Below are 21,514 nucleotides of genomic sequence, written 5' to 3' on the forward strand. Positions count from 1 at the left end.
GATTGCGAGATCGCGGTATGAACGCAGACGACGACGCCTACGTCCACGAGTTCCAGCAGCGACTCGGGCTGCCCGGAATCATCGACGTGCATACGCATTTCATGCCCGAGCCGGTGCTGCGCAAGGTGTGGGCGTACTTCGATTCGGCCGGGCCGCTCACCGGGCGGGCGTGGCCGATCGCCTATCGCGAGGACGAGCAGGTCCGGTTGAAGACGTTGCGGGACTTCGGTGTTCGCGCGTTCACCGCGCTGGTCTATCCGCACAAACCGCAGATGGCGGCCTGGCTCAACGGGTGGTCGGCCGATTTCGCCGCCCGCACCCCCGATTGTCTGTACACCGCGACCTTCTTCCCGGAGCCGGGCGCGGGCGAGTACGTGCGGTCCGCGATCGACGCCGGGGCGCGAATCTTCAAGGTGCACATCCAGGTCGGCGACTTCTCCCCCGTCGACCCGCTGCTCACCCCGGTGTGGGAGGTCCTGTCCGACACCGGCGTTCCGGTGCTCATCCACTGCGGTTCGGGTCCGGCTCCCGGCAGGTTCACCGGTCCGGGACCGATTGTCGAACTGCTGCAACGTTTTCCGCGCCTGCGCCTGATCATCGCCCACATGGGCGCACCCGACTACACCGCGTTCCTGGACATCGCCGAGCAGCATCCCCTGGTCCATCTCGATACGACGATGAACTTCACCGACTTCTTCGAATCGCAGGACGCCTTCCCCGCCGCCGAACGCCCCCGCCTGCTCGACCTCGGCGACCGCATCCTGTTCGGCAGCGACTTCCCCAACATCCCGTACCCGTACGCGCACGCGCTGCACGCCGTGCAGCGCCTGGAACTCGGCGACGACTGGTTGCGCGATGTCTGTTACGCGAATGCCGCCCGCTTATTCGAGTTGGAGCCGCTTCCGGAGCGCTAGACCTGGATGGACGTCCCGATCACCTTCGCGCCGAAGGGATCTCAGCTGTCGAAGGCGCGCAGGATCTCCTCGGTGGCCAGGGCCGGGGTGAGCGAGCCGTCGCGGACGCGGTCCTCGACCTCGGTCCGGATGGCTTTCACGGCCGGGCTGTCGGCGAGGCGGCGCAGGAGTTGGTCGTGGACCATGGTCCAGGTCCAGTCAATCTGCTGGCGGCGGCGTTTCTCGGCGAACTCGCCTGCCTCCGTGAGGGTTTCGCGATGCTTCAACACCGTGTCCCAGAAGGTGTCCAGGCCGGTGCCGTTCAGGCCGCTCATGGTGAGAACCGGTGGCCGCCACAGGGAATCGCGCGGGTGGATCAGGCGCATCGCGCCCTGGAGTTCGCGGGCGGCGGATTTGGCCTCGAGTTCGTGCCTGCCGTCGGCCTTGTTGACCGCGACCAGATCCGCGAGTTCCAGGACACCTTTCTTGATGCCCTGCAACTGATCTCCGGTGCGTGCGAGGGTCAGGAAGCAGAACACGTCGACCATATTGGCGACGGTGACCTCGGACTGGCCGACGCCGACGGTCTCCACCAGCACCACGTCGTATCCGGCCGCCTCGAGCAGCACGATCGTCTCGCGGGTCGCCTTGGCCACCCCGCCCAGCGTGCCCGCGGTCGGCGAGGGCCGGATGAACGCGTCGCGCTCGACCGACAGCCGCGCCATGCGGGTCTTGTCACCGAGGATGGAACCGCCGGTGCGGGTGGAGGACGGATCCACTGCCAGCACCGCGACGCGATGTCCCTGCCCGATCAGATACATGCCCAGCGCGTCGATGAACGTCGACTTGCCTACGCCCGGAACACCGGTGATACCCACACGATTGGAGCCCTCGGCCCCCTCCGAACCGACCTTCAACAGCAACTGCTGGGCCAGCTCGCGATGATCCGCCCGCGTCGACTCGACCAGGGTGATCGCACGCGCCAGACCGCTGCGCTGACCCTGCCGTACCGCGTCGGCCAGCTGATCGACGTCGATCGTGCGACGTTGCGGGACAGGCGATCCCGCGCCCGGACCGGCTCCGAGCGCACCGACGCCGGAGGTCGAGGTCAGGCGCGGATGTCCGGTGGGAACCCACTCCTCGCGGCGTTGCTGTTGCGCCGCAGTCGATTCGGCGTTCCCGGACCCGGGAACCTGCGCACCCGGCGAGGGCTGCGACTCACCGTTGGCGGGTTCGGCGGACACGGCGGAACGACGACGATCCGTGGTCGATGCGACGGACTCCGCACCGCTGCCGGTCGCGACGGGCTCGTTCATTCGCCCGCGCCGGTGCCGATCTCGTGACCGAGTCCGGCAGCCAGTTTGCGCAGCAGATCCACCGCGGCGTCGGCGATCACGGTGCCGGGCGCGAAGATCGCCGCCGCACCCGCCGCGTACAGCTCGTCGAAGTCGCCGGGCGGGATGACACCGCCCACCACGACCATGATGTCGGGACGCCCGACATCGGCCAGCGCCTGCCGCAGGGCGGGCACCAGCGTGAGGTGACCGGCCGCGAGCGAGGACACGCCGACGACGTGCACGTCGTTGTCCGCGGCCTGCTGCGCCACCTCTTCGGGGGTCTGGAACAGCGGGCCCACGTCGACGTCCATGCCCAGATCGGCGAAGGCCGTGGCGATCACCTTCTGGCCGCGGTCGTGCCCGTCCTGGCCCATCTTGCAGACCAGGATGCGGGGACGGCGGCCCTCGGCGGCGGCGAACTCCTCCACCAGTGCCATGGCCTGGCTGATATTGGTCACCTTCCCGGCCTCCTCGCGGTAGACACCCGAGAGCGTGCGGATCTCGGCCTGGTGACGGCCGTAGACCTTCTCCAGCGCGTCGGAGATCTCCCCGACGGTCGCCTTCGCGCGCGCCGCGTCGATCGCCAGCGCCAGCAGGTTGTTGTCCATCCCGCCTTCGGCTGTGGCTACTGGGTCGCTCCGCAAGCTCCGCTCCCACGATGCGGCCCTGGTCAATTCGGCCAGCGCGCGCTCGACCTCACCCGAGTCGCGTTCGGCGCGCAGACGACGCAGCTTCTCGTTCTGCTCGGCGCGCACCCGGGAGTTCTCGACCTTGAGCACCTCGATCGGGGTGTCCTCGGTGACCTGGTACTTGTTGACGCCGATCACCGGCTGCTGGCCGGTGTCGATGCGCGCCTGCGTGCGGGCGGCGGCCTCTTCGATGCGCAGTTTCGGAATACCCTCCGAAATCGCCTGTGCCATACCGCCGTGCGCCTGCACCTCGGCGATGTGGGCGCGGGCCCGCTCGGCGAGCTGGTGGGTCAGCCACTCGACGTAGTACGAGCCGCCCCACGGGTCGGCGGGCCGGGTGGTGTTGGACTCCTGCTGGATCAGCAGCTGGGTGTTGCGGGCGATGCGGGCGGAGAAGTCCGTCGGCAGCGCGAGGGCCTCGTCCAGGGCGTTGGTGTGCAGCGACTGGGTGTGCCCCTGGGTGGCGGCCATCGCCTCCACGCAGGTACGCGCGACGTTGTTGAACACGTCCTGCGCGGTCAACGACCAGCCCGAGGTCTGCGAATGTGTACGCAGCGCAAGGGATTTGGTGTTCTTCGGCTCGAACTGCGCAACCAGCTCGCTCCACAGCAGCCGGCCCGCGCGCATCTTGGCGACTTCCATGAAGAAGTTCATGCCGATGGCCCAGAAGAACGACAGCCGCGGCGCGAACTTGTCGACCTCCATACCCGCCTCGATACCGGCCTTGATGTACTCCACGCCGTCGGCGAGGGTGTACGCCAGCTCCAAATCGGCTGTGGCCCCGGCCTCCTGGATGTGGTAGCCGGAGATCGAGATGGAGTTGAACTTCGGCATCTTCGCGCTGGTGTAGGCGAAGATGTCGGAGATGATCCGCATGGAGGGCTTGGGCGGATAGATGTAGGTGTTGCGGACCATGAACTCCTTCAGAATGTCGTTCTGAATGGTTCCGGCCAGCTGCTCGGGCTTGACGCCCTGCTCCTCGGCGGCCACGACGTACAGCGCCAGGATCGGCAGCACCGCGCCGTTCATGGTCATCGACACCGAAACCTGGTCCAGCGGAATGGAATCGAACAGCTCCCGCATGTCCAGGATGGAGTCGATCGCCACACCGGCCATGCCGACGTCACCGGTCACGCGCGGGTGATCGGAGTCGTAGCCGCGGTGCGTGGCCAGGTCGAACGCGACCGACAGGCCCTTCTGACCGGCTTGCAGGTTGCGGCGGTAGAAGGCGTTGGAGTCCGCGGCGGTGGAGAAACCCGCGTACTGGCGGATGGTCCACGGCTGGTTCACGTACATCGTCGGGTACGGGCCACGCACGAACGGGGCCACGCCAGGCACACTGTCCAGCGGATACCCTTCCGCGACAACACGATCCCGGTCCGCGCGGGTGAATACCGGCGGCACGTCGATACCCTCGGGCGTGGCCCACACCAGCTCTTCGGGGGTGCTCTGGTTGGCCTCGGCGGACGCGCGCACGAACTCGCGCACCTGCTCCTCGCCGACCTGCGCCGCACCCGGTTCGCCGCCGGTCAGCGGCACCTCGGCGAAACTGCCGATCACGTCGTTCTCACTCATCCTCTAGGCTCCCAGCTTCTCCAGCAGGCCGGACAGGGCCGCGACCGCGTCCATCCGGGCGGTGAGGAATCCGTCCGGTCGTTGCGCGTCGGGCAGGTCGGCGACGGCCTTCTCCGGACCGGCCAGCAGCACGGTGGTCACACCCGCCGCACGCAACTGCGTCACCGCGGCGCCGGCCTCGCTGCCGTAGCGGCCGTCGGTGCCGCACAGGACCGCGACCTTCGCACCGGATTCGGTTGCGGCGGTACCGATCTCGGACAGTTCCAGCGCACCTGGGCTGTTCGTCTCGATGCCGCCGGAGGCCAGCACGTTGGCGGTGAAGGTGACGCGGACGTTGTGTTCGGCCACCGGTCCCAGCGGGATCAGCACCGCCTTCGGGCGCTCGCCGTGGGCGGCGAGGTACGCGTCCGAGCGATTGCGCAACGCCTCGAACGCCGCGCCGTAACGGGCCACGCTCGCGGGTTCGCGGGCGGCCTCGGACAGCGGGGTCTCGGCCAGGTTCGGGAATTCGTTGACGCCGGTCACCGACGTCTTGCGGTGTGCCACGTCGCGATCGCGCTGCGCACGGGTCTGCGCGACCCGCTCGGCCAGCAGACCCGAATCCAGCGCGGCCCGGAAGCCACCCGCCGCCTCGAGCTCCTGCATGAACTCCCACGCCTTGGCGGCCAGCGCGTCGGTCAGGCTCTCCACGTACCAGGACCCGGCACCCGGATCCTGCACGTGACCCAGATGCGATTCCTCGAGCAGCAGCAACTGGGTATTACGAGCCATGCGCTGCGAGAACGCCTGGGACACATCGAGTTCCCCGGCGGGCAGCGCGGAGTCGAAAGGCAGCACCGTGACCTGATCCGCGCCGCCGACGCCCGCGCCGAACGCGGCCAGCGTGGTGCGCAGCATGTTCACCCACGGATCGCGCTGGGTCATCATCGGGGCCGAGGTGACCGCCCACTGCGGGGCGTTACCGGCCTCGGGCGCGCCGAGCTGTTCGGCGACGCGGGCCCACAACCGCCGCGCGGCACGGAATTTCGCGATCGTGCCGAACTGGTCGTCGGTGGCGGCGAAGCGGAACACCAACTGGCCCAACGCATCCGCCACACCCACACCCGCGCCGGTGAGCGCGCGCAGGTACTCCAGGCCCGCGGCCACCGCCGCACCGAGTTCCTGCGCGTCGGAGGCTCCGGCATTGTGCACCGCGACACCGCAGACGGTCAGCGCCCGGATCGTCTCGGGACGCGCGACGGCCTGCTGCGCGAGCGCCACCGCGGTATCCAGATCGGCGTGCGTGATGCCGTTGAATTGGCTGGTCAGCGGGCTCACACCCAGCGAGACCCGGATGTCGGCGGGCTCGGCGGCCTGATAGCCGTCCAGGATCGAGAACAAGTGCGCGGTCGCGGCGCTCGCATCGGCTCCCGCGTCCAGGGCCAGCGGGGCGAGGTCGAACAGCAGACCGCGCAGGGCCACCGGCAGATCCGCGACCGGAACGCCGCGTTCGCCGACGCCCAGCCACACCGAACTGACGCCGTTGTCCAGCGCCGCGAGGATCTCCTCGTTCACCGCGGCGGCGTCCGAACCGTCGAAACGGGCGGTCACATGCCAGCCGCGCTGCACGTCGCGGGTCGCGTCGGTACCGCGGACGAAGGGGAATTCACCGGGCAGCGGCGGCTCGGGGAGTTCGTCGCGACGAGTGTAGAGCGGGGCGATCGTGAGCCCGTCGTAGGTGGACACGTCCAGCAGGCGCTCCGGCTCGTCGCCGAGTTCGGCGGCCTCGACCTTGCGCGTCTTGGCCAGCACCCCGGCCACACCCTTGCGCCACGCGGCATAACCGGGAACCGGTTCCGCGCCGGGATCCGCACCAATCGGCATCGCTGCTGTACCTCTTCCACTCCAGTCCGACACTTCTACCTGTACCGGACACCGGGATCGGCAACCAACTCTTCGCACCACCTTCGCACACGGCTGTGTGCCTCGTTCGCAGCGGTCCACCTGGGTTTTCGGCGGGGCTCGCGGTCACCCGCCGAGCAGAAGTTCGCCCGTCGTTCGACCGGCCGTTCGATTGCCCCGGCGGGCGGGCCGGTACCCTGGCTCGGTGCTGAGCAGACTCCGCAATCCGCGCGTCATCGCGCTGCTGGCGCTCTGCGGCGTGCTGGTCGCGGTGGCCCTGCTGGCGCCGCATCCCGCGCCGCAGCAGATCCGCGACTGGGCGCATTCGGTCGGGCCGCTGTTCCCGATCGTGTTCTTCGTCATACACGCGGTCGTCTGCGTCGCGCCGTTCCCGCGCACGGTGTTCACGCTCAGCGCCGGATTGCTGTTCGGCCCGGTGCTCGGGGTGGGGATCGCGATCGGCGCGACCACGCTCAGCGCCGTCCTGGCATTACTTCTGGTGCGTGCGCTGGACCGTGATCAAGTCGCCTCGCGACTGAAGCATCCCGCCGTGCACGCCGTCGATCGCCGGTTGGCCAAGCGGGGCTGGCTGGCCGTCGGCTCGCTCCGGTTGATCGCACCGGTCCCGTTCTCGGTGGTCAACTACTGCGCCGGACTCTCCTCGGTGCGGTTGCCGCCCTACCTGCTGGCCACCCTGATCGGCAGCCTCCCGGGCACCGTCGGCACGGTGGTACTGGGCGACGCGCTGACCGGTCGCACGAATCCCGCGCTGCTCGCGCTGTCGGGAGCCTGCATCGCCGTCGGCGTCATCGGGCTGGTCGTCGATGCGCGGTGGGGTGCCGATGAATTCGCCGAACCCCACACATCCGGCCGCTGACCGGGCATACTCTGGCGTCGCGAACAGGACATCCGGAGAGGGGCAGCATGCCGGACGGCGACATCGACGGCCGCCTGCCGACCACGATCGACACCACTGTGGCGCACGAGGCGCGCGTCTACGACTACTGGCTCGGCGGCATCGATAACTATCCCGCCGACCGCACCCTCGGCGACGAGATCGCCGCGCACATTCCCGGCATCCGCAGCATGGCGCGGGCCAACCGGGTCTTCCTCGGACGCACTGTGCGGTACGCGATCACCGAACTGGGCATCACCCAATTCCTCGACATCGGCACCGGCCTGCCCACCGCGCGCAACACCCATCAGGTGGCGCAGGAGATCGATCCGGCCGCGCGCATCGTCTACGTGGACAAGGATCCGCTCGTACTGGCGCACGCCCGCGCGCTGATGAGGGGCACGCCCGAGGGCCGGACCGCCTTCATCCACGCCGATCTGCGCGATCCGGCGTCGATCCTGCGCGACCCGCGCTGCACCGAAACCCTGGATCCCGACCGCCCGATCGCGCTCATGTTGATCTCGGTGCTGATGTACTTCCACGACGCGGACGGCCTGCACGAGATCGTCGCGCGGCTGCTGGACGGTCTGCCGCCGGGCAGTTCGCTGGCGATCAGTCATTTCACCGGTGATTTCAACAACTCCGGTGCCGCGCAGGCGGCCGAAGCCGCAGATCGGGCCGGCCTGACCCTCGTCCCGCGCAACCGCTCCCAGGTCGAAAAGCTGTTCGCCGGAACCGATCTCGTGCCGCCGGGAGTCGCCACGCTGGAGGACTGGCATCCGGCGCTCGGCGAGAACCTCCCGCACGAGACCGACCCGCACGTGGGTCCGGCCTGGGCCTGGGCGGGAATGGGGCGCAAACCCTGAGCGATCTTCACCGGGAAATCGGACAGCGGCGGTTCTAAGCTGTGCCGGTGTTGTTCAGCGCGGGAGACCGGTTCGCGGGGTTCGTCATTCGGACGCCCCTGGGCCTCGGCGGCAGTAGTGAGGTTTATCTGGCCGAGGACGGGCAGGGACCGGTCGCGCTGAAGATCATGAATTCCGCCGCGAGTCGTTCGGCCGCGGCGCGAACGCGATTCGTGCACGAATTCGAGATCGCGGTGAAACTGCATCATCCCAATATCGTGCAGATGTTCGCGCACGGTGAATTCGACGGCCGACTGTGGTCCTCGCACGAATACATCGACGGCACCGCCGCACACGGTCCGGCGCCGCGCGCCGATCCGGATCCCGCGCTGGTCGTGGCGATCCTCACCGCGATCGCCCACGCGCTGGACTATGCGCACGTGCAAGGGGTGCTGCATCTGGATGTGAAACCGCCGAACATGTTGCTGAGCAGACTGGAACCGGCGACCGCGGCCGAATCGCGGGCGTTGTCGGAAGGCGGTGCGTTCGCGCCCGATCCGAACACCGTGGCACGGGTGAAACTCTCCGATTTCGGCACCGCCCGCCGGATCGACGGATCCGGTCCGCAGTTGACGCCCGAGGGATTCATCGTGGGCTCACTCCCCTATGCCGCGCCGGAATTACTGTGCGGCGGAACACTTCTCCCGGCGACCGACCAGTACGCGCTGGCATGTTCGGCCGCGGAATTGCTCACCGGGCAGACGCCGTTCCCGGTGATGAACCGGGTCCGGCTGGCCGACGCGCAGATGTCCGCCGAACCGCCCGACATCTCCCGGCGTCGCCCGTGGATTCCGGGCGCGGTCGGTTCGATTCTGCGCAAATGTCTGGCGAAGGATCCGGCGCGGCGGTACGGCACCTGCGCCGAGCCGATCCGGATGATCGCCCGCGCGCTGCGTGACATCGATCCGGCCGATTGCTGAGTCTCGCCGCCGGAGCCCAGCGAGAGGATAAGAGACTGGAAGTCTATGTATCTCATCGCCTGACGTGCTACACATATCGCGAACGGCAAGGAGACCTCTGTGACACGTCGGCATCGACTGATCATCTGGGGCCCCGGCGATATGGGCGGGCGGGCGTTGCGCACAGCGCTGGAGTCACCCCGCTTCGAGGTCGTCGGGGTCAAGGTGTTCAGCCCACACAAGCACGGCCGCGACATCGGCGAACTGGCCGGACTACCGCCGGTCGGCGTCACCGCGACCACCTCGAAGGCGGAAATCCTTGCGCTGGAAGCGGATTGCGTGGTGCATACGCCCACCACGCCCGCGCTGGTGCAGGGCGCGGACACCGATGTGCTGGAGCTGCTGGAGTCGGGTAAGAACGTGGTGTCGGCGGCGTCGTACCACAACCCGGCCATGCCGACCTGGCTGTCCGAAACACGGTCTGCGCTGGAGGTGCTGCGCACGGTGGCGCGGATGCGCGTCACCGGTAACGCCCTCGGACCGCAGCTGCCCAAGGCGCTGGCCGCACTGAAAGCCGTTATGCGCGTGGTCGATTCGACGCCGGTCGGATTCGCCCGACCGACGCTGGACAAACTCGCCGGACCACTGGTGGATCGAGCGATCCCGCGCCGGGCCTCGGGCGAGCGACTCCAGGCGGCCTGCCTGCGCGGCGGGGTCTCACTGCACGGCACCGGCCTGCATCCGGGGCTCATGGTCGAACAACTGCTGTTGCGCGTGGCCGGGTTGCTGGACGAGGTGCGTGAGGTGCGGTTCCTGGAAGTCGGCGATCTGTCGGCGGCGCCGGACGGCATGTGGGGCGGATTGGCCAGCCTCGGGTTCGGAATGCCTTTGAGCGCAGTCGATTCCGATCACGCCATCGCGTTGATGCAGCATTTCTATTTCGACGCGGTGCTCGCGAATGTGGGGCATGCGTTGTTCGGGGTGGACGCGGATCAGGTCCGGGTGGAACGGCACGTCTACCCGATTCCGGCGCGGGTGCGGGTGGAGGCGGGCGGCAGTGTGATCGAGCCCGGTTCGGTAGGGGCCATCCATATGAGTTATCGCGGGTACATCGGGGATCGGCTGTTCATGACCAATGCCGAATGCTGGCACGTCGGTGCGGGCAATGCGCATCTCGGCCCGGATCATCCGCGCAGCCTGGCCGGTGGACATGTGATCACGCTGGACGGCAGCCCGGCGCGGATCGAGCTGCGCAACGAGTTGGATGACGAGTCGTCCGAGGGTGACTGGTCCGCGGTCACCGATATCTCGGTCAAGGCCATGCTCGATGTCATCCCGGAGCTGTGTGCCGCGCCGCCCGGTGTGGCGACGCCCGATCTGAGCCCTCGATTCCGTCTGGAGACAGTATGAGTTCCGCGCTTCCGGTCGCGGTGGTGGGCGGGGGTTCGCTCGCCGAGCGGGTTGCCGCGCATTCGGATGTTGTTGTCGTGGAAGCGTCTTCGGCCGCGGTTGTCGTGCATCTCGCCGCCGATGTCGACGAGATTCCCGCCCACCTGCGGGCGGGGCGCGATGTCGTGACCGCGCTGCCGCTCGAGGCGTTGCCGCTGGCGGAGATTCGTGCGGCGTGCCGGGTCGGGTCGGCGACGTTACATGCCACCGGAGGTTTCCAGTCGGCGGTCGCGGCCCGGCTGACGCGATCGCTCGCGGCCGCGGCGCGGGAGATCACGCGGATCGAATTGGTCGAGGAGATCGACCTGCCCGAGGAGGGTCTGTATCCGTGGAATACGGTGCCCGACAGCGCATTACCGGACTTCTATTTCGCCGGTCTGCGGGTATTGGAGGACGCCGCGTTCGCCGAGGCGAGCACTGAAACGCCGATCGTGCACGCCGAGGAATCCGGCGCGGTGCATACTCTCGGTGAACGGGTCGCGTACCGCTCGATCCGCACCCACGGCATCGGGGACGTCCCGCTGCGTTACCGTCTGGTCACCACCACGACGGCCGGAACCGCAACGGCTACAGTCGATTTCCACCCCACCGAGCAACTCCATCCGGCCGAGCACCTCACCCTCGTGGAGTTGACGAAGGCCCTGCGTCCGATCCACGCGAGCGAACCCGGCACAGCGCTGCGTGATCTCGCGATCACCCACCTCGTGCCGGATGATCGACTACCCCGGTAGCACCACCAGTAGAAAGGGACAGGTATCACGGCGATGCCGAAGATCGTTCTGTTCGGAGCGACCGGATATACCGGGCGACTGACCGCCGAGGTCCTCATCGCGCGCGGCGCGGCACCGGTGCTGGCCGGACGTAACGCGACAGCCCTGGCGAAACTCGCCGCCGACCTCGGCGGCGCCCCGACCGCGGTCGCCGACGTCACCGACCCCGCGTCGGTGCGCGCGCTGCTCGATCGCGGCGACGTCCTGGTGACGACGGTCGGACCGTTCCTGCGCCACGGCCGCCCCGCACTCGACGCGGCCGTCGCCGCCGGTGCACACTACTTCGACTCCACCGGCGAGGGCCCCTTCATCCGCGAGGTCTTCGAACGCGACGCGCAGGCCCGCGCCGCCGGATCGGCCCTGCTGACCGCATTCGGATTCGACTACGTCCCAGGCAATCTGGCCGCGGCACTGGCATTGCGCGCGGCACCCGACGCCACTCGCCTCGATATCGGATACTTCATGGACCATCCCGGCACCAGCGGCGGCACCCGCGCCTCGATGGCCGGAATGCTGTTCGAACCGGGTTTCGCGCTGCGCGACGGCCGCGTCGTCACCGAGCTCTCCGGCGCGCACCTGCGTACCTTCGACGTCGCCGGAACACAGCGCACGGGCGTATCGGTGCCGGGATCCGAGCATTTCACCCTGACCCGCTCCCATCCGCAACTGCGACGCGTCGACGTCTTCCTCGGCATGCCCACGCTCGTCGCGCACGGCCTGCGCGCCGGATCGCAACTCGCCGCGATCGCGGCCAGGTCGACGCCGCTGAAACACACCCTCGACGGCGCGCTGGCCCGAATCATCAAGGGCTCCAACGGCGGTCCCACGGCCGGATCCCGCGACCGCAATCAGGGCTGGGCCGTCGCCGAAGCCCGCGACGACGCCGGAAACCTCTCGGCGAGCATCACCCTCGACGGCGGCGATCCCTACAGTTTCACCGCGGCCATGCTGGCCTGGGGAGCCGACACCGCCCTCGGCGGCGGCCTCCTCGACATCGGCGCGCTGGGCCCGGTCGAAGCCTTCGGTATCGACGCACTGCAAGCCGCAGCGCTCGAGGCCGGCTGGACTCGCCGCGAGGATACCGGCGCGACCGGTTCATAGGCGGCTCATTCTCCCTGTGCCAGGCCAGAATTGCGCGCACCTTGCGCCAGGCCAGGATTGCGCGGCATCGGAATTACGCACTCGAGGATTACGCAGGGCCGGAATTGTGCGCCATCACCATGATGGCCGGGCCGAGGCCAGGGCCGGCGCGGCGTCCGAATGGTCCGATCCTGTTCTCGCGCAAGCCCTGCGGCCCGCAGGATTGCGCGCAATTCCGGCCGTGTGGCAAGACAACGCCTGCGCCGATCGTTATGGCCGAGCATCATCCACTGTGCGCGGACGTGTCCGAATCACATTGCGCCGGAACAGGATCGGCGAGAGTATCGATCGCGCGAGTGAGTTCGGTGAGCGCGGGCATGGCCGCGGCCAGCAGGTGCTGCCAGCCGGGGTGCAGGTCGTCCAGCGCGGTGCGCAGGATATCGGTGTTGGTCGCCTGCCATGCCTCGACCGCGGCCTCACCGTCCGAGGTGAGCGTCAACGTCACCGCGCGGCGATCCTCCCCCGGCGCGCGGGTGATCATGTCCCGCGTCTGCAATCCGTTGACCAAGGTGGTCACCGAATTGGGCGCGAGGCGCAGCAGCCGGGCCAGCTGACCGGGCCGGACGCCGGGATGTTCCGATACACACGAGAGCAGTTCGAGTTGGGCGACCGACAGAGTGTTGGCCGGATCCGCGGCCCGCGCCGCCCGGCGCATCGCGCGCCGCAGACAGGCAATGACCTCGGCGACAGCGGTCTCGTCGGGTCGCACGGTCCGCACCGGTGCGGGCTCGACAGCGGATGTGATCATCGGTGACTCCTCACGCCGAGATGATGTCCGGGATTGTGCCCGACGCCCGGTCAGCGTCGTCGCGGCGGCCAGCACCGCGAAGAACAGCAGCCCGAGCAGCGCCGCCCGCGGACCCGAGATCGGGCCCGCGGAGTCGCCGTCCAGGTGCAGCGCGAACGTCACCACCGCGACGCCACCCGCGGTGCCCAGACCGCGCGCCATATTGACCAGTCCCCCGCTGGTGCCGGATCGGCCCGCCGGGACCGCGCTCATGATGCCGGTGTTGTTGCTCGGAATGAAGACGCCCAGTCCCAGCCCCAGCACCCCCAGCCAGCCGAAGACCCACCACCCCGACGCCGGGGCGCACAGCAACGCTGCCAAGGCGAGGGTGGCGAGGACCGCGCCGACGCGTTCGCGCCGACGACCGTCCCACGCGTCCGGCAGCACCCGCCCACCACCGACGGCGGCGAGCGCGAATCCGGCGGGCAACGCGGTCAGGATCAGGCCGGTCCCCGCGCTCGCCCCGTGCAACTGCGGGAACAGCGCCAGCGGCCCGAACAACACGAGATAAGCACCGAACGCCCCGGCCAGCCCCAGACAGACCGCCTTCGGCCGCACCATCTCCAGATCGATCAGCGGATCGGCGGCGCGGCGGGACCACCACCACAGTCCCGCCCCGGCGAGCACCGACACCACGACCAGCACCGCCGGAACCCACGCCGGAACCCCGAGCCCCGACACCGAGGACACCGCCAGCAGCAGCGCACTGGTGCACACGATCAGCAACAGCAGTCCGCGCCAATCGAATTCGTCGAGAATCGCGCGGTGCCGGGTGCGCGGCAGCAGATACCGTCCCGCGATCAGCGCCACGATGCCGACCGGAACATTCACCCCGTACACCCACCGCCAGCCGACCGAATCCACCAGCATCCCGCCGATCGCCGGACCCAACGCCAGCCCGAGCGCCTGCGCCCCGGCCTGAACACCCAGCGCCGCGCGCATCCGATTCGCCGGAACGCTGGTGACCACGAGCGCGACGCTGTTCGCCTGCAACATGGCCGCCCCCACTGCCTGCAACACCCGGAACCCGATCAGCCACCCCAGCCCCGGCGCGAGCGCGCAGGCCGCCGACGCGACGGTGAACACGACGAAGCCCTGGAGATACACCGTCTTGCGCCCGATGGAGTCGGAGATCCGGCCCGTCGCCACGACGAGTCCGACGATGGTCAGCAGGTAGGCCAGCGACACCCATTCGACACCCGCCAGCGACGCGCCGAACTCGCGCTGCACGGCCGGGAAGGTGAGGGTGACGATGCTCGCGTCCAGCTGTCCCATGAACGCGCCGAGGCAGACCGCGCCGACCGCGAGCAGACCGGCGCGCGGATGCTCTCGCACGAACCGGGGGCGCGCCGACTCGACGAACACCATCACCGACCTCTCCCACACTCGACATGATTATTCTAGAACAGAACATCATGGAGGTAGCGTCGGTGTGACCCGGATCGGTCCGGCGGGCAGCGATCACGCGAAGAGTCAAACAATTCAGCCGTTGCACGGCGGTGGCCGTCGCCTGGGAGATCCGTCCGGCCCGGAGTCATCAAGACTGATAGTTCTCTAACAGAAGTATCGATGCAGCGCTGCGGCGAGGCAACCAGCCGACCCCGGAAACGACCTCGGCCCCGCCATCCGGGGATACCGGACGGCGGGGCCGAGATGGAACTTTGCGGTTCGAGCGCGACTTACAGGTTCGAGCCGCACACCGGCCAGGCGCCGGGGCCCTGGCTCGCGAGCACGTTCTCCGCGACGCGGATCTGCTCGGCGCGGCTGGCGTTGGCCGGGTTGCCGCTGCCACCGTTGGCGTTCCAGGTGCTCTGGGTGAACTGCAGGCCGCCGTAGAAACCGTTACCGGTGTTGGCGCCCCAGTTGCCGCTGGCCTCGCACTGCGCGACGGCGTCCCAGTTGTGGCCGCCCTGTGCGGAGGCGGTCGCGGTCAGGCCGAAGGGGACGGCGATGAGGGCCCCGGCGACGGCGGTGATTCCGAGAGTGCTGATCTTGCGATTGCGAAGCATAAGGATTCCCTGTCCGCGCCCATCCGCCTCGGCGCTTCGTGCCGCGCCTGGCCTCGTCCCCGGAGAAGTCGGGTCCGAACTCGAATCACGGGACGAGGTCTCCGGTGTTCGACGATTCGAGTTCCAGCTCGATTTCCGAGCCGCCAACGACGGTAACGGAGAATTCGCTACAGATCACGCTCAGATCACGAGACGATACCGTCAACATAACCATGAGAGTGGACCCGGTTTCCCTGGGCTGACATCGGAAAGATAACGGATTACACAAATGTCGTTAACGGCCCGTTATGTGTTCGAGATCACAACATAAATGTGACCCGGGTCTCTGAATTTTCTTCCTCAGGACTCGCGGGAGGCCGAAATCGCGTCCTCGGGGGCCGCCAGCGGCCATTGATCGACACCCTCGAGCAACAGATCCTCGGGCGAATCCAGCTCCGGATCGAACAGGCCGGGCTCGTGAGCCAGCCGTTCACGCACTTTCAACAGTGCCGTGGCAGCGAGAGATTCCGCAGGTGGCCCGGCATCCGGATCGAGTACCTCGCGCAGCCGCACGGCCTCGGCCAGCCAGCCACCCGCCTGGCGCAGCACCTCACCCAGGCCCGGCTCACCGCTCACCAGCAGCCCGCCGTATTCGGGGAACTCCGCCAGCGCCGAACCCAGATGTTGCAGGCAGCGGGAGGTCCCGAGGTCGTGATCCAGATCCCGGAAGCGGGTCAGCGCCCGCTGCCAGTCGTGCAGGGCGCGGCGGGGTTCGCCGCGGATCCAGCGCAGCGCGCCGAGGGTTTCGTAGACGTGTGCCAGACCGGCGGGGTCACGATCGTCACCGGCCAGGGTCTGGGCGACCGCGAGACAGTTGCGCGCGGCCTCGAGCCTGCCCTCGTGCAGCCGCACGATCGCCAGGTCGACCAGGAGGCAGACCGAACCGGCGGCGTCACGGGCGGGTAATCGCCGCCAGGCGCGTTCGAGTAGTTCGCCCGCGCGCTGCACGGACTCCGGGGTCGATCGCCGGGTCAGGAGTTTCCATGCCTCGCGTTCGTCGCGGCGGGCGGTCAGGGAAGCCTTGTAGCGATGCAGCCAGGATACGGAGGATTCGATCGCCGGGCCGGGTTCGCTTGCGGCGCTGGATGTTTCGGTATCCGCCGCGCGGTCTGTGGCAGTCTTCCCCGCCGCGTCGCGCGTTACGGACCCATCGCGCTCTGTAACCGCGTCGAGCAGGCGGATCTGTGTGAGCTCGTATTCGACAGGCTGTTCCTCGACGGTGAGGAGTTTCGACATCTGTTGCGCCAGGCCGTTTTTCGACCCGCTCCAGCCGTTGCGGGCGTACCAGCGGTCCAGGGCGTCGGCGATGCGGAACAGCTCCGGAACAGTCGCCTCGACGACGGCTCGCTGCCGTGGATTCCTCCGCATCCGCGCGCACCGGGTGATCAGGTCCAGCAGATGGTCCGCCTCCTGTTCGAACCAGCGCTGCGCGCCCGCACCCAGCCGACGGGTGTCCAATGCGGCCGCCCAGCGGGTCGCCCGATCCGCGTGGTGATGGATGAGTGCGGGCAGGGCGGCATCCCATCCCGGCTCGTTCTCGATCGGTGTCGACGCACCCTCGGTCCGTCGAGCCGTCGCCCGGACCCAATGCAGCATCCTGCGGCGCACCGCGACCCGGTCGTCGGCGATCCGCACCAGCAGTCCGGCCCGGGTCAATCGGTCGATTTCCGTTGTCGCCGAGGCGGAATGCTGCGGCAGGTCGATCGGGAGCCGGCGTCGGGCGGTCAGGATCGCCGAGACCATCTCGTAGAGTGCGACGGCCTCGTACTGTTCGAACGGCAGCGCGTACAGGAGTTGCACCAGCGGCCACCGCCACAGCGCCGGGCATGCGGCCGCACTCGGATATTTACCCAGCACAGTGCGTTTCAGCGCAGCGGAATGCGGCGGCCACGATTTCACCTTCGGGCCCGGCGAAATCAGATCGGCCGTCAGCCGCATCTCCCGACGCACGCGCATCCGGTCCCGCATCGTGGCCACTCTGCGCAGGACCAGATAGGCCGCCGCAGTGAGCACCACGAGAATGGCGATGCGGCTGAGCCACGACGACGCCGCGGACAGGGTCGGACTCTGCCCGACCCTGTTCTCCAGAAGTTTGCTGAACAATTCCAGCAGCAATGAGGTACTCAGCACCGACGCGGTCCGCAGGAATCCCTGCCACAGCGAGGATTTCGCGACGATCTGCACCGGGGACTCGACCGCGAACTCGTCCGGCCCGAAGTCCACCGTATCTTCCGCCGATGTCATCGCAGCGCGCCCCCGGTCAAACCCGGCACCAGGAATCGCCGCCAGGTCGCGAGCAGCAGCACCACCGGCGGGACCGCCGACAGCAATGCGCCCGCCGCCAGATGTGCTGTGCTCTCGTGGAATTGGCGCGCGTCACTCCACAACAGCAGCGACCACGGGCTCGCGTCCGCGCCGCGCACCTGCAAGCCGATGAAGAAGTCGTTCCACACCTGCACCAGTTGCAGCACCGCCACCGCGACGAGAGCCGGTCCGGCACTGTGCAATACGCTGCGCACCATGATCGAGGTGCTCGCCGGTTCGCGGCGGGTGTCGGACAGCGGGCCGTCGGCTGGGGCGAGCAGCGCACCGCGCAGGATCATGATCGCGATCGGCAGCCCGATCGCCGCGTGCATGAGGATCAGCGGAATCGACGTCCCGGCCAGGTCGTATCGAACGATGACCGCCCGGATCGGGCCGAGGTAGACCTGCGCGGGCAGCACCGCGAAGACGACCAGGCACGTCATCAGGGCGCGGGAGGGCAGCTTGTCCGGCCGCAGGGTCGCCGCGTAGTAGGCCGGTGGCAGTGCCGCGCTCACGGTCAGGAAGGTGGCGACCACCGCGACCACGCCGGTGTCGATCAGACCGCGCCACAGTTCGGTATCGCCCCAGATCGACCGCGCCCCGATCAACGCCGGGCCGTCGAATCCCGCCCATGTCATCACGAACAGCACTACCAGCGGAGCCAGGGCCGCCAGCGGTACGGCGCCGATCCGGAAGGACAGTCGGCTCGCGCGCACCACGGCCACCAGGCGGCGTTCGGCCGGTCGCGTACCCAGCGGTGGATCATCCTGCGCCGCAAGGGTTTTGCCGTTATTCGCGATTCTTTCGACTCTCCTACCGAGGACCGACCGCACCGGAGCCCAGCACTTCGCGAACCCGATACCGACGCCCCGAGCGCAGGTCAGGATCCATATCTCGTGCCTCGCCAGCCGCGGCCCGGACACACCCGACACCGGTATCCGCAATCGCACCGGCACCGCCGCCGGACCCGGTGCGGGCCACCGCGCGTGATGACGCCGGATGCCGACCTGCAGGAACCATGCGACGACGCCGACCACCAGGGCCAGCGGCAGCGAGAACGCCGCGGCGGCAACATGATCCGCCGCGGTATCGGACGGCAGATGCCACCAGTGCACGGTCACACTGTCCAACGTGTACTGCAACGGCCCCGGCACGCCCACCAGAATGATGTCGAATACCCGCGCCGCGGCCACCGTGACCACCAGCCCGACGATCATGATGACCGGATTCAACATCACCACCAGACGCCAGTAGCGCCGAATCCCCGTCCGCCGCTCCAGATACGCGCGTCGCACCGGATCCGATTCGATACTCGCGGCCGCCGCCCGCAGCAGCACGAACAGCGCACCGAACCAGATCCACGCGAAGGCCGCCCCCAGCATCAGCGCGTACAGGAACGCCTGCATCTTCACACTCGTCACCGGATCCACGATCGGCTCGAAGATCAACCGCCACGCCAGCCCCGCCACGAACGCCGACACCCCGAACGGCACGATCAGCGGCCACCAGGGCCACCAGGTCCGCCGCAACAACCACGCCATCCACACCGTGAAAACCAACAGCCCGAAGGTCGCCCCCACCCACACGACCGTCATCCAATACGCCTCACTCCCCGCGGTGGCCACGATCGCGGCGATCATCCCCGCCGCAACCACCACCCCCGGCAACAACGCCGCCCAATACCACCGCCTCGTCCCCCGCCGCCCCAACCACCACCACACCCCCAACAGCACGGCCCCCACCCCAGCCGCCTCGGCCCACCCCCAATTCCCCCGCGCCCCATAATGAACCCCTGCCCCGACAGCCCCGGCCAACCACGCCAACCACACCCCCAACTCGGGCCAATACGGCACCCACCTCCGCCGCCCCGAGCCCCGCCGTGTCGATCTTCCCGAACCGCCCTTGCCAGATTCCCGGTCCGGCAGTCCTGGCGAACCGCTCACCATCGGCTCGCCTTCTTCCCCACCGGCCGGGCAACTCTCGGCCGATCCCCACGAGCCACTCCCCCTCGGTCTCGGCAAACCACTCACCGCCACCCCCGCCGAACCGCTCGGGACCGATTCTCGCGAACCACTCTCCGCCACCCCTGGCGGACCACTCTCCGCCGAGCCGTTCCGGACCGGTCCGCGCGCAGCACTCTGCGCCGATCCGGCCGAACCGCTCGCCGCAGGTCCCGGCGAGGTGCCATCCGCCGATTCAGTTGTCGGACTCCATAATTGCCGCCAGGTCCAGACGGCGCAGATCACCGCGGCCGAGCAGACGGTGACGAAGCGGTAGCGCGGGGACAAGACCACGACCGCGATCGACCAGGCGGTGGGGGTCAGCACGAGGGCGCCCAGGGCCAGGGCCGGGAGTTGTACGACGACCGCCACGAGGCCGCGCAGGTACCAGCCGCCGATGAGGCGGCCCGACAGGCGGCGGGGGGCCAGTTCCATCTCGAGGCCGTTGGCCTCGATCCGGTCGACGCTCATGACCACGTCCGTTCCAGATCGCCGATGGCGCGGTCGGTCGCCGGGCCGACCGCCTTCTCGCCCCGATCGCCGACATCGATGAGGAAGCGGGTCAGTATGCGCCACAGGCCGTCTCGCCGTCCGCGCGGTCCGACCAGGTCGGCGAAGTCGAACACGTCCCATCGGCGCATCCGGTCGGTCACACCGTGGAACAGCCCCGAGTACGACGCCGGGTCGGCCGTCCGCACATTCGGTGGAACGAAGCCGCCGTGGTCGCGTATCCATGGCTGGGACGCATTCGCCGCGGCGAGTGCCGCGACCAGCTTCTCCGCCTGCGGCGACGCGTTCGCGGCGATCACCATGACATCACCGCCGCCGATATACGGCGGATGGTCGTTCCACTCCAGATAACCCGGGAAGCCGATCACACCCACCGTGCACTCCGGCTGCCCGACTCGCCGAAGACATTCGCGCACAACAGGTTCCGCGTAGTCCGGAGCCACCACCATGGCCGCACGGTGGTGCTGGAACACATCGCGGATCGAGTCGGCCAGTTGCCGCCGCAGCGGTTCGGCGACACCACCGGCGAATCCCCCTGGCACACACCAGATCTTGCCGAGCACGGTGAGCGCCGCCCGCACATGACGGTGGTTCCAACTCGCGGCAGGAAGTCCGGATTTCCGCGGCGGCCAGCAGTTTCCGGCTGCCGCGTCCGGTGCGGACAACGCCTCGTAGGCTCTCGGCGCGACCGCGCGCAGCACATTCGCGAAGTGGTAGGCCAGCACCCAGCCATCCGCCGCACCCAGCGCGAACAGGTGCCGACCGCTGTCGGCGAACTGCCGGGTATAGGTGGCCCAGTCCGTCAACGACCACTGATCGGGACCATCGGCCCCGGTTGAAGTGCAGGTCTTGGGATCGAACCCGGGAAAGGCCATGCGATCGAACCACACCAGCGACATGTTCGCGGCCTTGAACGGCACCCCGTACAGCTGCGGCTGCCGACCGCAATCGGCATGCCACAGCAGGTCGTACCAGGGCTCGGCATACGCCTGCTGCCCGTCCGGCTTCCAGATCGCCTCGGCGCGCAGCTCCGACAGCGGCCGCAGACCGGCGCGGGCCTTGGTCTGGATCGCGCCCGGGTCGGGCAGCATGACGATGTCCGGCGCATCGCGCCCACCCGCACTCAGCGCGGTATTGATGTCATCCCCGAGCGGCACCACATCCACCCGGCCGGTGAAGGTCCCCGCCGCCGCCAACCCGTTCAGCACCGCGCGAAACGCGTCGAGCTCATTTCCGCTCCAGGACACCGCGATTCGCACCGCCCCGGAATCCCCGCCCAGCACCTCCGGCGCACACGCGGCGGCCAGTGGCAGGACCAACCCGCCCTGCAGAAGCGCGCGTCGTGCGATCATCCCCCGCTACAACTTTCCTGGCAGTACGTGAACCGCGTTGTCCCGGTCCGTCATTCGGGTATCGACGGACCGGGACGAGG

Annotated in this window: 15 protein-coding genes; 7 read left to right on the forward strand and 8 right to left on the reverse strand. The window is 68.6% G+C overall.

Annotation, left to right across the window (positions count from 1 at the left end; translation table 11 throughout):
* Window positions 1–17: 17 nt before the first annotated feature.
* On the forward strand, window positions 18–914 hold the full coding sequence (locus tag NRB20_RS19430; RefSeq protein ID WP_153411586.1) for an amidohydrolase family protein: 897 nt from the start codon (window positions 18–20) through the stop codon (window positions 912–914).
* 41 nt (window positions 915–955) lie between these two features.
* On the opposite strand, the gene meaB is transcribed toward NRB20_RS19430, so the two are convergent.
* The 3 genes from meaB to mutA form a co-directional block, all read right to left on the reverse strand.
* Window positions 956–1,930 carry a methylmalonyl Co-A mutase-associated GTPase MeaB gene (gene meaB, locus NRB20_RS19435; protein ID WP_319945184.1) on the reverse strand — a complete coding sequence of 325 codons (975 nt, stop codon included), beginning with the start codon at window positions 1,928–1,930 and terminating at the stop codon, window positions 956–958.
* Window positions 1,931–2,205: 275 nt separating this feature from the next.
* Window positions 2,206–4,494: a methylmalonyl-CoA mutase gene (scpA, locus tag NRB20_RS19440; protein ID WP_153411587.1), complete on the reverse strand. Its 2,289-nt coding sequence runs from the start codon at window positions 4,492–4,494 to the stop codon at window positions 2,206–2,208.
* 3 nt (window positions 4,495–4,497) lie between these two features.
* The gene (gene mutA / locus NRB20_RS19445; protein ID WP_153411588.1) at window positions 4,498–6,357 is read right to left on the reverse strand and encodes a methylmalonyl-CoA mutase small subunit; all 1,860 of its coding nucleotides are present in this window, start codon (window positions 6,355–6,357) and stop codon (window positions 4,498–4,500) included.
* A 223-nt stretch (window positions 6,358–6,580) separates the two neighbouring features.
* Between mutA and NRB20_RS19450 the strand changes: the two genes are divergently transcribed.
* From NRB20_RS19450 to NRB20_RS19475, 6 genes are all read left to right on the forward strand, one after another.
* Window positions 6,581–7,252, forward strand: a complete 672-nt coding sequence (locus NRB20_RS19450; protein WP_319945135.1) for a TVP38/TMEM64 family protein — start codon at window positions 6,581–6,583, stop codon at window positions 7,250–7,252.
* Between the two features lie 47 nt (window positions 7,253–7,299).
* Window positions 7,300–8,136 (forward strand): SAM-dependent methyltransferase, encoded by an 837-nt coding sequence (locus NRB20_RS19455; protein WP_153411589.1) that lies wholly within the window; start codon window positions 7,300–7,302, stop codon window positions 8,134–8,136.
* Window positions 8,137–8,183: 47 nt separating this feature from the next.
* The gene (locus tag NRB20_RS19460) at window positions 8,184–9,095 is read left to right on the forward strand and encodes a serine/threonine-protein kinase (protein ID WP_153411590.1); all 912 of its coding nucleotides are present in this window, start codon (window positions 8,184–8,186) and stop codon (window positions 9,093–9,095) included.
* Window positions 9,096–9,194: 99 nt separating this feature from the next.
* Window positions 9,195–10,484, forward strand: coding sequence for a hypothetical protein (locus tag NRB20_RS19465; RefSeq protein ID WP_153411591.1), 1,290 nt, complete (start codon window positions 9,195–9,197; stop codon window positions 10,482–10,484).
* A complete protein-coding gene (locus tag NRB20_RS19470; RefSeq protein WP_153411592.1) occupies window positions 10,481–11,254 on the forward strand; it encodes a hypothetical protein in 774 nt (257 codons plus the stop codon). Before NRB20_RS19465 ends, NRB20_RS19470 begins: the two co-directional genes overlap by 4 nt.
* A gap of 33 nt (window positions 11,255–11,287) precedes the next feature.
* On the forward strand, window positions 11,288–12,394 hold the full coding sequence (locus tag NRB20_RS19475; RefSeq protein ID WP_153411593.1) for a saccharopine dehydrogenase family protein: 1,107 nt from the start codon (window positions 11,288–11,290) through the stop codon (window positions 12,392–12,394).
* Between the two features lie 262 nt (window positions 12,395–12,656).
* Here NRB20_RS19475 and NRB20_RS19480 read toward each other — a convergent pair whose 3' ends face one another.
* The 5 genes from NRB20_RS19480 to NRB20_RS19500 all read right to left on the reverse strand — a co-directional run bounded on the left by NRB20_RS19480 (window position 12,657) and on the right by NRB20_RS19500 (window position 21,434).
* Complete coding sequence (locus NRB20_RS19480; protein WP_227833702.1) at window positions 12,657–14,588, reverse strand: MFS transporter; 1,932 nt, start codon at window positions 14,586–14,588, stop codon at window positions 12,657–12,659.
* A gap of 311 nt (window positions 14,589–14,899) precedes the next feature.
* Window positions 14,900–15,229: a transglycosylase family protein gene (locus NRB20_RS19485; RefSeq protein ID WP_153411595.1), complete on the reverse strand. Its 330-nt coding sequence runs from the start codon at window positions 15,227–15,229 to the stop codon at window positions 14,900–14,902.
* A gap of 339 nt (window positions 15,230–15,568) precedes the next feature.
* The gene (locus NRB20_RS19490; protein WP_153411596.1) at window positions 15,569–17,512 is read right to left on the reverse strand and encodes a tetratricopeptide repeat protein; all 1,944 of its coding nucleotides are present in this window, start codon (window positions 17,510–17,512) and stop codon (window positions 15,569–15,571) included.
* Window positions 17,509–20,043, reverse strand: a complete 2,535-nt coding sequence (locus tag NRB20_RS19495) for a hypothetical protein (RefSeq protein ID WP_153411597.1) — start codon at window positions 20,041–20,043, stop codon at window positions 17,509–17,511. Before NRB20_RS19495 ends, NRB20_RS19490 begins: the two co-directional genes overlap by 4 nt.
* The gene (locus NRB20_RS19500; protein WP_153411598.1) at window positions 20,040–21,434 is read right to left on the reverse strand and encodes an ABC transporter substrate-binding protein; all 1,395 of its coding nucleotides are present in this window, start codon (window positions 21,432–21,434) and stop codon (window positions 20,040–20,042) included. The genes NRB20_RS19495 and NRB20_RS19500 overlap by 4 nt, the downstream gene beginning before the upstream one ends.
* Window positions 21,435–21,514 lie beyond the last annotated feature (80 nt).

This window comes from Nocardia macrotermitis (assembly GCF_009604405.1).
Lineage (GTDB): Bacteria > Actinomycetota > Actinomycetes > Mycobacteriales > Mycobacteriaceae > Nocardia > Nocardia macrotermitis.

Excerpts from the sequence above, each read along its gene's own strand:
- NRB20_RS19480 (WP_227833702.1), bottom strand. The coding sequence starts at position 14,588 with ATGGTGTTCGTCGAGTCGGCGCGCCCCCGGTTCGTGCGAGAGCATCCG.
- NRB20_RS19485 (WP_153411595.1), bottom strand. The coding sequence starts at position 15,229 with ATGCTTCGCAATCGCAAGATCAGCACTCTCGGAATCACCGCCGTCGCC.
- NRB20_RS19470 (WP_153411592.1), top strand. The coding sequence starts at position 10,481 with ATGAGTTCCGCGCTTCCGGTCGCGGTGGTGGGCGGGGGTTCGCTCGCC.
- scpA (WP_153411587.1), bottom strand. The coding sequence starts at position 4,494 with ATGAGTGAGAACGACGTGATCGGCAGTTTCGCCGAGGTGCCGCTGACC.
- NRB20_RS19490 (WP_153411596.1), bottom strand. The coding sequence starts at position 17,512 with ATGACATCGGCGGAAGATACGGTGGACTTCGGGCCGGACGAGTTCGCG.
- NRB20_RS19475 (WP_153411593.1), top strand. The coding sequence starts at position 11,288 with ATGCCGAAGATCGTTCTGTTCGGAGCGACCGGATATACCGGGCGACTG.
- NRB20_RS19455 (WP_153411589.1), top strand. The coding sequence starts at position 7,300 with ATGCCGGACGGCGACATCGACGGCCGCCTGCCGACCACGATCGACACC.
- mutA (WP_153411588.1), bottom strand. The coding sequence starts at position 6,357 with ATGCCGATTGGTGCGGATCCCGGCGCGGAACCGGTTCCCGGTTATGCC.
- NRB20_RS19430 (WP_153411586.1), top strand. The coding sequence starts at position 18 with ATGAACGCAGACGACGACGCCTACGTCCACGAGTTCCAGCAGCGACTC.
- NRB20_RS19500 (WP_153411598.1), bottom strand. The coding sequence starts at position 21,434 with ATGATCGCACGACGCGCGCTTCTGCAGGGCGGGTTGGTCCTGCCACTG.
- NRB20_RS19495 (WP_153411597.1), bottom strand. The coding sequence starts at position 20,043 with ATGAGCGTCGACCGGATCGAGGCCAACGGCCTCGAGATGGAACTGGCC.